The sequence below is a fragment of the Protofrankia sp. Cas8 genome (assembly GCF_963555845.1).
GTDB lineage: Bacteria > Actinomycetota > Actinomycetes > Frankiales > Frankiaceae > Protofrankia.
The window spans coordinates 16,873-27,025 of record NZ_CAUVXI010000052.1 but is presented as its reverse complement, the minus strand read 5'-3'; the positions used below and the strand labels follow the sequence as shown (position 1 = coordinate 27,025).

Genomic DNA, 10,153 nt, shown 5'->3' with positions numbered 1-10,153 from the left:
CTCGGACCCATCCCGCCAGAGGCGTGGCAGCGTGTAGACCAGATCCTCCGCCGCGATCGTCGTCGTTCTGGCGGTCGCGGACTTTCTGTTCCTCGTCGGCGATGACTGCCTCAACGGTCTTCTCGATGTCCTTGGCATAGCCGAGAAGTGGGTTGATCGACGGGATGAACAGGCGAGCGCATGTTTCATCCTCGACACCTCGCATGCGCACGAACCGGCCCACGACCTGGATAAACAGTGCAGACGAGAGATCCCGCTGTCGATTGGCCGCGGCGGGCTTCCGGCTCGACATCACGCCGCTGCCCCGGTTCGAGGTCGTGGTGGACGAGCGCGGCCGGCCGTTCGCCGTGCCGGACCGGCTGCCCCGGCTCCCGCTGCGCCAGGCGTTGGCCCTGGTCCGGCTGCCCACCCATCTCAACTGGTCGGACCCGGAGCGGACCTACGACCTCGCGGACCGGCAGCAGCGCCACCGGCTGTACGAGATCGTCCTGCGGGAAGGCCGGGCGGAGGACATCCTCGGCTACATCGACGGGGCGCTGCTCGTTGACGCGTGGCCGGAGCTGGTGCTGCCCGCCCCGATCCGACGCGCCTGGGAGGACCGGGCCGGCATGTGATGATCACGGCGTTGCAGCCCGCGTCGACGCGCGATTTTTCCTCGGGCTGGACCGGCCCCGCCACCGAGAGCGACTTGCGGTTGCGACCGCCACCGATTTTGACCTGACGAAACAACGTGATCGGATCCACCTCGGCCTGGTTGTACCGGTTCTTGTTGGCGTCACCGAGGTGCTCGGTGGCAGCTTCTTCCCATTCGCGGCACCCGCACGACTGGTCGCCACGGTGCTGACGCTCGCAGCATTCGGCGCGTTCGTCCTGTTCTGGATTTATCGCCGAGCCACAGATGCGGTCGCCTTCGTACCACCGGTGTTTGTAGGGGTGCTTCTCGCCTTCGATTATCTCGACTTGCCCTCAACGCGACTGTTCCGCACATGCGTCCTCCTGCCGGCCGTCCTTGTGTACGGGACACTCTTCACCGTCGCGATCGTCCGCAACCATCATGCCGTCCGGGCACTGGAAAAGGATACCCTCGCGCTCGAGGAAAGGATGGGGGAGAAATATGAGGCACAGCATCGAACCGCCACGCGGACCGTCCTCGAACGGCGGCGGTTGGGACGACCTTTCGTACTCTTCCTGAGAAGTTTCGATCTCGAGGCGCTCTCCCTCGAGACGCGCGGGAAGCCGGCGCTCCACCATCGCGTGAGGATTCAGAGCGGAATTGTCGACCATCCTACGGAAACAATCGAAGGCAGGGTGGCAGATGCCCTACGCGGTCGAGCGCCAGTGATGGCGGGCGCCAATCCCGTCGACACGCTGTCGTGGTTCCGAACGTCTATCCCGATGCTCGAACTTCCTCATGAAAACTGGCAGGGAGTGGTCCGGGCACTCATCGAGAGCGCCGAGGTGATTCTAATGGCGTTGAGTAGCATTACCCCCGGCGTCACAGGCGAGCTGGAGATGATGCTTGACCAGAACGCGCAGGACAGAGCCGTAGTCATACTCGTCGCAGGCGAGCCGGACCCACTGCTGGCGAGTGTTGCCCGGTGGTACGGCGTGGATCCGCCGGACATCCGGCCGGCCAGTTCGGACGCGGTTCCCGCTCTCCGCCGCTTCCCCCACGTCCTGGACGGCATGCTGCCCGGCCAGTTCGAAGACCACCCGGTGTTCGCGGATCTGCTCCGTCGCCTCGAGTCGGCCGCATCGGCTGCGCGAGGCGGGCCGGGTCAAGAGGCCAGAGGAGGCTGACGAGGACGCCCGAGGTTGAGACGGACGGTTCACCCTCGTGACAGTCTGGCTATCCGCCGGTGTCGACCGTCGCCGTGGGTCGATCGTCAGATGGAGGGGCCGGCGGGAAGGCCGCCGTCGCCGGCGTCGGCGGCCACGCTGATCGTCATCCCGCGCAGCAGCCAGCGGGCGACGCAGGCCGGCGCGGCTGACGTTCCTAGCTGGACCCGTTGCTTGTCCGGCTGGTGCAGTCGGGCAATGACCAGGTCCTCTCATGACCGTTCAGATCGGTTCTGCGGTTACTGCCGAGCAAGTTCAGCGGGGTCGAGGTCGACCGGGAACGGGCAGGGGATTACCGTCCGCTCGCCAGCTGAGGCGGTGATCGTATGGACGAACAGGCTACGCCGGAGCTCGGAGACGATGATGTGCGGTTTCGGCGCCAGCTCGAACCGCCAATACACGGCAATGCCCGTGTCTGCATAGAGCTGCGGTTTGATCATCCGGTCTTGTGGCTCACTGCCGGGCGACACGATCTCGACGACCGCCAGCACGGTACCCACCGGGTACCGGATCGGGTCGGTGGCCGCGAACTTCCGCTCGACGATGGCGATATCCGGCACAGCCAACCGGCCGCCAGGTGCCTCCACGTTCACCGCTTCGAGCACTTCCACGGCCGCGCCGGCGGTCGAGGCCGCGGCCTCGAGTAGGTTCGCCAACCGCCGCGACGCTCGTTGGTGCGGGGTCCCAGGAGCCGGACTCACCGTTAGGACACCCGGCGTAAGCAGCTCGTATCGGGAATGGTCGCCAGTACCGGCGAGAGCTTCAACGTCCGCGATCGTCCACGGGCCGACATGTTCGACAAGTGCGACACTCACGGGCTCCCTCCTCACACCAGTTCGACCTACCCGCTTCAGTCTCCCACGAACATCGACCAACCAGTAGCGGACAAGAACCGTGAACATCGCACGCATATGCAGGCCCGCACACACGGTTCAACCAGACGGCAGGCGACTGCTTGAGCACACAGCTCCACCGCGCGACCCTGGCCCGCTGCTACTTAGAGCGACCGGCAACAGGGGACGCGCTGTCGTGGGGCCGGGGCACGCACCTCGCCACATCGCTCCCCATCCATCGCTGCGCGATGCACGGGGTACCCCGGCTCCGTCGGTCGACACCCAACACCTCCGGTGCCTCCCTCCTCCGTCTCGCGACGCCCGCACCCCATCCCCGTTCCTTGATCCACTCCCCTGTTGTCGGGCACTCTTACAAGGGTGAGCACGATTGAGGTCGGGCTGTGTTTCACGGTGGCGGTATCGAGGTCGGCTACTGTTGGTGGATGGAGAGGGTGACCGGCATCGGCGGAGTGTTCCAACGAGCAGGGGAAGCCGCGAGCCTTCGGGCCTGGTATGCGACTCATCTGGGCTTCGACCTGGCCGACTTCGGCGGCGTCCAGTTTAGCTGGGAGCCGGGCGGCTCAACCACCTGGGCGATCTTCGACGGGGATACCGACTACTTCGGTCGGCGCGAGCAAGCGTTCATGGTTAACTTCCGGGTGGCCGATCTGGACGCAATGCTCGCCCAACTGCGTGCCGAAGGGGTCGAGGTGATCGACGCTGTCGAGGAGTCCGGGTACGGCCGGTTCGGCTGGGCCGTTGATCCGGAGGGGACCCGATTCGAGTTGTGGGAACCTCCGCCGGGCCAGTAGACGAAGCCCCGCGCAGCGGCTTCTCGGCGGACTCCACGATGTGCGGATAGTGACATCATTCCACGCTGGCCCATCTGTCGATCGTCTGGCTGCTGGCCGCCTGGTGGCCGCAGGACAACTTTTACCGGCTCGCCACCAACGCCTCACCGACGCGCACCCGACCGGCACACACCGGCCGGGCTCTCCGCGTGCCCTCCACGGCATCACCGAACACTTACCTACCAAGATTGAACGGCTCTTATTGTGGTGCGTGGGCTGCGCCGTTTTACCGGACGATGAGCCCCGCGGCGCCGCGTCCCCTATTGCCGGTCGCTCTAACAAACATAGAAGCGCCCGCAGCCTGTCTGAGGACGTGAGTCAAAGGACATCCCCGTCGTCGGTGGGCCGTTTGAGGTGACGGTCCGGATCTTGCAGGGCGGTCAGGGCGGGTCTGATCCCAAGGGAGTAGAAGCCGTACTCCAGCTGCTGGTACCAGGCACGTTCGCTCTCGAGTTCTTTCGACACCGCGATGGGAACTCCGGTCTGCTGGTCGTCGGCAGACACCATGACCACGAACGATGTGCCCTTGTCCATGGGGTCGGACGGCTTGGTGATCACCGCGAATTCCCAGGTCCTCGCGCCCGGGACGTTCAACCCGGCGTCGAGACGTCGCAGGACGAAGGTCGGCTGTCTCAGCAGCACCGCGGACTGTGCCCGGATCGCCATCGCCCCCCGGGCAACGGTTCGCCAGGGCGGCTCCGGACGCAGGTGGTGGATGTCGGAGAACAACTGTTCCCGCAGCTCCGAGTAGCTGGCGGCCGTTGTGGCTAGTGCTCTTGTATCCTCGGCCAGCTGATGGCTCGTGTCACAGCTGGCGAAAAGACCACCCAGCGAGTCGAGCGAGCTCCGGATCCAGGGCTTGAGGATACGGTCAAGGGCGCCCAGCCGGTAGGCATCCTCGGCGGACTCGGCGACCAGCGTCGCGCTATTTACCAGAGCCTGGTATCTCTCCGCGAGGTCCATGGGTTCCTTTCCGGACGGGCAGCCGTCTCCAGCATCGCTTACAAAGCGTGTCGAAGCCCAGGTGCTGTCCCAGTATCCCGTACCGGGTTGATGGAGGCAGTCAAACACCCTCTCCCTACTGATAACCGAGATTCGAGCGGACTTCCCTGGGGACGAGGTCAGCAGCACACCGGGATCGGCGGCCTCGCCCGACGTCCCCGTCAGCGGATCCATATCCAACGCGGCCTCCAGCGTGTCCGCCATCTGCCCCTTTCCTGTGGTGTCAGTTGAGCGGCATGACCCGCACGATCCGGATGGAGGTGCCGGAGGTGCCGGCGGCAGGGAAGGCGACGCTGCCGTCGGTGTAGTCCTTGGCCTCGACGTAGGTGTGGTCCGGCACGGCGATCGTGAACTGGCCGCCCACGGCCTTGCCGGTGGTGGAGTCGTACACCTGGGCGGCGATCGAGGATCCGGACTGCCAGGTCAGGAGCATCCTGGCGGCGCCGTAAGCGACCAGGTGTGAGTGTTCGGTCCTGTCGGCGGTGAGGACCGTCTGGTCGGACGCGCCGGTGGAGAAGTGCTCCAGCCGCGCCTGGTTGCCGTTGCTCCAGGCAGTCCAGTAGCCCCGGGTACCGGCCAGCACGATGTTGCCGCCGAACAGGGTCCCGTCACAGACCCCAGGCGCGACGGTCTGGCCGGTGTCGGGGCGGGCGATGCGGCAGTTGTTGTCCGTGGCGCAGACCATTGCGAAGTGGCCGGTCCGGGCGTCCCAGGTGATGTGGGAGTCCCAGGCGTGGCTGCAGCCCCAGTCGAAACTGTCGTGTCCGGAGACCGGGGAGCCGGTGGTGGCGTTGACCACCTGCATCCGGTCACCCTCGTGGATGTCGACGCAGCTGCCGTTGGCCACGGTGATCGCCGCCTCGAAGTAGGCGGCGTAGTTGGTGCCGTCGTAGGCCAGGGTGCCGTGGTGGTTGTACCACCACACGAACAGGGCCCCGGGATCGTACCCGCCGAGGCTGCTGCTCAGGTTGGTGACCTGCCGCTCCCACAGCTGCCGGCCGGAGTTGTCGAAGCGGACCATCCACATGGACTTGGTCGGGCTGGAGGTCCCGCGGCACAGCGTCCCGCTGCCCAGCGGGCCGGGACGGGTCAGCAGGACCACCACACCGTCGGCATCGGCCTTGATGTCCTGCAGGTCGATTCCGTCCACGGGCGCGGGGGTACCGACCAACTGGTCACTGCAGTCGAGTTTGCCCAGGTGGGCCTTGGAGTCGGTGCCCAACCAGGCCAGCCACGACCCTCCGCCCGGCGCCGTGGCGATCGCGGCCGGCAACGGGTCGGTGTCGCCCTGCGGCGCGAAGCTGACCACCTGGGACCCCAGGCTGACCTCGGTGATCCTCGTCGTCGGCGAGGTGCCCGCCGTCCGCCCGCAGTCACCGGACACCGGTACGGACGGGGTCGCGGTGTGCGAAGGCGTCGGGGTCCCCACCGGGGTGGCGGACGGCGACGACGACGGTGTGGGGGTCGGTGTCTGGGTCGCTGTCTGGGTAGGAGTGGGGGCCAGGGTCGGGGTGCAGGCGGTCACCGCGAGGACCGTCACAGCGAAGGTCCCCACGGCGGCCGCGGCGGTGATGCGCCGTCCGGACGTCGAAAGGCGCAGTCGGTGACGGATTCCGGAGGGCGGAGTCTGAGATGGCGAGGTTCTTTCCATGCCTGCTAGTCGTTTACCGTAATGTCCAGGTTGCTCCATGTGTCCGTTTTACCCTGCGTGTTCCTTCGGTCGCGGGAGTGGCCGACACTCGGATCGCCTAGGGGCGTGCCGCCGGATCGGTCCTCTGGCCGTCGCGGATGGCCGAATGCGATCGGGTGGCAACCTTGCTGGCTGCCGGGGCGACTGAAGGCTCGGGGGGAGGGGATCTGCGACATCAGGCCTGCGATCGCGGGCACGGTGGTGAAGGGTAGGCACGAGTGGTTCAGTGCGGTGTCCGGAAGCGAACGGCGCAGGTCGGTGGGTTGGTGCCCGAGGCCGGGGTGCCGCGACGGCTGGGGAGCCGGGTAGCGCGGGGCCGCGGGCTGCTGCGGGGCGTGGCGGCCGTCTTGGTGATGGGCGTCGGGGTCGTGGTGACTTCGTGTATGCCCGATCCGGGCAGCGCGTCGACGGTGACGGTCGCGGTGGACGGCTCGGGGCAGTACCGCACCGTGCAGGCTGCCATTGATGCGGTACCCGCCGACGGCGCGGCGCACACGATCATCGTCGCCAAGGGCACCTACCACGAGGTGGTGAGCGTGCCGGCCACCAAGGCCCGGCTGACCATCAAGGGCGCCACCGGCAACCCCGAGGACGTTGTCATCACCTTCGGGAACGCCTCGGGCACCGCCAAGCCCGGTGGCGGCACCTACGGTACCGAGGGCAGCGCCACAGCCACTTTCAAGGCGCCCGACCTGACCGTCACCGGGATCACGATCGCCAACTCGTTCAACCCGGCCGCCAACCCGTCGATCACGAACACGCAGGCCGTGGCTTTGGCCGCCGAGGGCGACCGGCAGGTGTACACCAACGACCGGATCATCAGCACCCAGGACACCCTGCTGGCGTGGTCGCCCTCGGCGACCGCGCAGACCCGGCAGTACTTCCGCAACGACATCGTCGCGGGCACCGTCGACTTCCTGTTCGGCAACGCGACCGCGGTCTTCGACCGGGTCAACCTCCAGATGACCGACCGCGGCGCCTCCTCCGGCGGCACTAACGGCGTCCTGACCGCGGCGAACACCGATGTGTCGAAGAAGTACGGGTTCCTGATCACCAACAGCACCGTCGACGCCGCCGGCGCGGTCGACACCGAGTACCTGGGCCGACCGTGGCACCCCACGCCGTCCGCCGTCGCTCAGGTGGTGATCCGCGACACCGTGCTGCCCGCCGCAATCAAGACGGCGGGCCCATGGACGGACATGTCCGGCTTCTCCTGGAAGTCGGCGCGGTTCGCCGAATACCACAACTCCGGCCCGGGAGCGACGGTGAACGCCAACCGGCCCCAGCTCACGGACGCACAGGCCATCGCGTACACCGCGGCGAGTTACCTGGCCGGCACCGACGGCTGGAACCCGAGCGGCGCAACCGCCGGCACCTCGACGGCCTCGCCCACGCCGACGTCCGCTTCCACCACGCCGACGTCCGGTTCGACCACCGCGGCCGGCGCGTCCCCGGCCGGGTCGGCCACCGGCGACACCCGCACGGTCAGCCAGCCGGTCCTGCCCAAGATCTGCGCCACTGTGGCCTCAACCCTCACCCTGACCAGCCGCGCCGCCACCGCCGCCCAGGAGAGCGCTCCGCCGGACACCGCCAGGATCCAGAAGACCATCGACGGGTGCACCCAGGCCGGCTCGGCGTCGGTGGGCGTCCGCCTGAGCTCGGCCGGCGGCTACGCAGACTTCCTGTCCGGGCCGTTGACGCTCCGCCGGGGCGTGGTCTTGGTGCTCGACAGCGGGGTCACCCTGTACGCCTCCCGCAACCCCGCCGACTACCAGGTCAGCGGTAAGCCGACGTGCGGGACCGTGGCCGCGGGCTTGGGCGGATGCACCGTGTTCATCACCGTGTCCGGCGCCAACGCCGGCGTAGAGGGTCAGCGGGCGGCCGACGGCAGCCAGGGCCGCATCGACGGTCGCGGCGACACCACCGTCCTGGGGACATCGACCACCTGGTGGGATCTGGCGCACCAGGCCCAGGTCAGCGGCGGCAACCAGCAGAGCCCACGGTTGATGCAAGCGAACAACTCCGACAACTTCACCGTCTACGACGTCGACTTGCTCAACTCGGCGAATTTCCATCTCGTCTACTCCGGCGGCACCGGCTTGACCGTCTGGGGGGTGCGGATCAAGACCCCGGCCACCGCCCGGAACACCGACGGAATCGACCCGGCCGGCGCCACCGACGTCACCATCCGCGACTCGTACATCGCCGACGGGGACGACGGCATTGCGATCAAGGGCAACCAGGCCAGCAAGAACATCACGATCGCCGGGAACCACTTCTACGGCACCCACGGCATTTCCATCGGCAGCGAGACCTCGGCGGGGGTCAGCAACGTCCTGGTCGAGGACAACACCCTCACCGGCACCGATCCGTGGGGCACCGCCAGCGGGTCGAGCAACGGCATCCGGATCAAGAGCTCCCCCGCCAACGGCGGCACCGTGTCCGACATCGCCTACACCAACACCTGCATCACCGCGACCAAGGCACCGATCGTCTTCGACACCCACTACGCCAACGGCACCGGCACCGGCACGCCCTACTTCATCCGGATCATCATCAGCGGCCTTGTCGCCACCGGCTCCCCGGCCAAGGCATCGTCCACGTTCGTCGGACTGGACGCCGCCCATCCACTCGGCGTGACGCTCGACCAGGTCACCCTCGACGTCACCACAACCACCGCCGCATACGCGAAGATCACCGCGGCGGCAACCGACCTGTCCTTTTCCGGAACCGGCGTCAGTGTCATCAAGGGCACGGCCACGGCATCGCCGCCGGTGTGCTCGTTCCCTCCGTTCCCTGGCCTGTGATCCCCCGCTGCGCGGCGCGCCGGAGGTCACCGGCCGCCGCGCAGCATCGGATCGGCCGCCGGTGACAGGATCGGTGGGGGTTTCCAGGACGGGCTCGACCGGTACCCGGAGTCTGTCGCTCGGCGCGTGCCGTCGGGAGCGGGCAAATCCGCGCCGTCAGTGCAGGACGACGGCGGCCAGGCCGAGCCCGAGCCCCACGCCGGGACGGGCGGGACCCAGATCGATGATCAGGTCCCCGGACGTTCCCCCACCCAGCAGCCGGGAGGAGTCCACGGTCACCGACGCCACGTCCGCGCAGACGTCCACCGAACACGGTGCCAGTGGCGCGGATACGGTATCCGGGCTGCTGGGGGGCGGTACGGGCTGGCGCTCGCCGGTGGCTACGCGCTCCAGGCCCACGGGATGGGTTCCCGCCCGAGCGGGGACGTCGACCTGTACACCAGCTGGTAGCGCCGCGACGAGTTCCCGGAGCTGACGGCGGCGGTCGTCCTGCGCGTGGCGGAGCGCGCGGCCCGCCGCCGACACGCTCCAGGCCGCCGACGGCGTACGCGCCCGGATCCATACCGGGGAGGCTGTCTTCGTTCGCAGACAACAGGTACTGTCTACGAACGAAGACAATGCCGGCTGACGATGACCGTGGACAGGACCCCGCGATGGTCGACATCATGAACGCCCGCCAGTTCGGCGCGGCGGTGCGCGCGGCCCGCAAGCAGCGCGGCCTGTCGCAGGAGGCCCTCGTCGCCCAGGCCGGTGTCTCCCGCGCCTGGCTGGCCCGCTTCGAGACCGGCCACCCCGCGGCCAGCATCGAACCGATCTTCCGCGTGCTCGGCGCCCTCGGCCTCAGCCTGAACCTGGTCGAACACAAGACCAGCGACGCCGAGAGCGCGGTGCTCGCCGCCCTCGCCGCGCGGGACACACGCTGATGCCCGTGCGGAACCTGCTCCTGGTCATGTACGGCGGCGTGGTCGGCCGCGTCACCCAGACCTCCGCCACCGCCGAGCCGGAGTTCACCTACGAACCCGCCTACCTCGCCACCGGTTCCACCCCCCTCGGCGTGCGCATGCCACTCGCGGACACGACCTACCGGGGCGCGAGCGTCCGCGCTTTCCTCGAAGGCGTGCTGCCCGAGGA

The 10,153-nt window shown here is 68.0% G+C and carries 12 protein-coding genes; 7 read left to right on the top strand and 5 right to left on the bottom strand.

Annotated elements, in window-relative coordinates; translation table 11 throughout:
* The coding region (locus U9977_RS10515; RefSeq protein WP_322749032.1) for a hypothetical protein at positions 1–205 on the bottom strand (205 nt) is incomplete at its 3' end.
* 58 nt (positions 206–263) lie between these two features.
* Here U9977_RS10515 and U9977_RS10510 point away from each other — a divergent pair.
* Positions 264–614 carry a hypothetical protein gene (locus U9977_RS10510; RefSeq protein ID WP_322749031.1) on the top strand — a complete coding sequence of 117 codons (351 nt, stop codon included), beginning with the start codon at positions 264–266 and terminating at the stop codon, positions 612–614.
* Between the two features lie 223 nt (positions 615–837).
* Positions 838–1,800: a hypothetical protein gene (locus U9977_RS10505; RefSeq protein ID WP_322749030.1), complete on the top strand. Its 963-nt coding sequence runs from the start codon at positions 838–840 to the stop codon at positions 1,798–1,800.
* 278 nt (positions 1,801–2,078) lie between these two features.
* On the opposite strand, the gene U9977_RS10500 is transcribed toward U9977_RS10505, so the two are convergent.
* Positions 2,079–2,654, bottom strand: a complete 576-nt coding sequence (locus tag U9977_RS10500) for a Uma2 family endonuclease (RefSeq protein WP_322749029.1) — start codon at positions 2,652–2,654, stop codon at positions 2,079–2,081.
* Between the two features lie 419 nt (positions 2,655–3,073).
* Between U9977_RS10500 and U9977_RS10495 the strand changes: the two genes are divergently transcribed.
* On the top strand, positions 3,074–3,484 hold the full coding sequence (locus U9977_RS10495) for a VOC family protein (protein ID WP_322749028.1): 411 nt from the start codon (positions 3,074–3,076) through the stop codon (positions 3,482–3,484).
* Between the two features lie 357 nt (positions 3,485–3,841).
* Here U9977_RS10495 and U9977_RS10490 read toward each other — a convergent pair whose 3' ends face one another.
* Entirely contained in the window at positions 3,842–4,486 is a 645-nt protein-coding gene (locus tag U9977_RS10490) for a hypothetical protein (protein ID WP_322749027.1), read from the bottom strand.
* A 262-nt stretch (positions 4,487–4,748) separates the two neighbouring features.
* Positions 4,749–5,834 (bottom strand): hypothetical protein, encoded by a 1,086-nt coding sequence (locus U9977_RS10485; RefSeq protein ID WP_322749026.1) that lies wholly within the window; start codon positions 5,832–5,834, stop codon positions 4,749–4,751.
* Positions 5,835–5,856: 22 nt separating this feature from the next.
* On the opposite strand from U9977_RS10485, the gene U9977_RS10480 reads away from it, so the two are divergent.
* Together U9977_RS10480 and U9977_RS10475 are read left to right on the top strand one after the other, a co-directional pair.
* Positions 5,857–6,132 carry a hypothetical protein gene (locus U9977_RS10480; protein WP_322749025.1) on the top strand — a complete coding sequence of 92 codons (276 nt, stop codon included), beginning with the start codon at positions 5,857–5,859 and terminating at the stop codon, positions 6,130–6,132.
* 349 nt (positions 6,133–6,481) lie between these two features.
* Positions 6,482–9,022: a pectinesterase family protein gene (locus tag U9977_RS10475; protein ID WP_322749024.1), complete on the top strand. Its 2,541-nt coding sequence runs from the start codon at positions 6,482–6,484 to the stop codon at positions 9,020–9,022.
* A 156-nt stretch (positions 9,023–9,178) separates the two neighbouring features.
* Here U9977_RS10475 and U9977_RS10470 read toward each other — a convergent pair whose 3' ends face one another.
* Positions 9,179–9,547, bottom strand: a complete 369-nt coding sequence (locus U9977_RS10470) for a hypothetical protein (protein ID WP_322749023.1) — start codon at positions 9,545–9,547, stop codon at positions 9,179–9,181.
* Between the two features lie 128 nt (positions 9,548–9,675).
* On the opposite strand from U9977_RS10470, the gene U9977_RS10465 reads away from it, so the two are divergent.
* Together U9977_RS10465 and U9977_RS10460 are read left to right on the top strand one after the other, a co-directional pair.
* Entirely contained in the window at positions 9,676–9,945 is a 270-nt protein-coding gene (locus U9977_RS10465; RefSeq protein ID WP_322749022.1) for a helix-turn-helix domain-containing protein, read from the top strand.
* Positions 9,945–10,153, top strand: a 209-nt coding sequence (locus U9977_RS10460; protein ID WP_322749021.1) for a HipA N-terminal domain-containing protein, incomplete at its 3' end; no start/stop codon positions are given. The genes U9977_RS10465 and U9977_RS10460, both read left to right, overlap by 1 nt.

Bases quoted from the DNA above. Each gene is read 5' to 3' on its own strand.
- U9977_RS10465 (WP_322749022.1), top strand. From the start codon at position 9,676: ATGGTCGACATCATGAACGCCCGCCAGTTCGGCGCGGCGGTGCGCGCG.
- U9977_RS10490 (WP_322749027.1), bottom strand. From the start codon at position 4,486: ATGGACCTCGCGGAGAGATACCAGGCTCTGGTAAATAGCGCGACGCTG.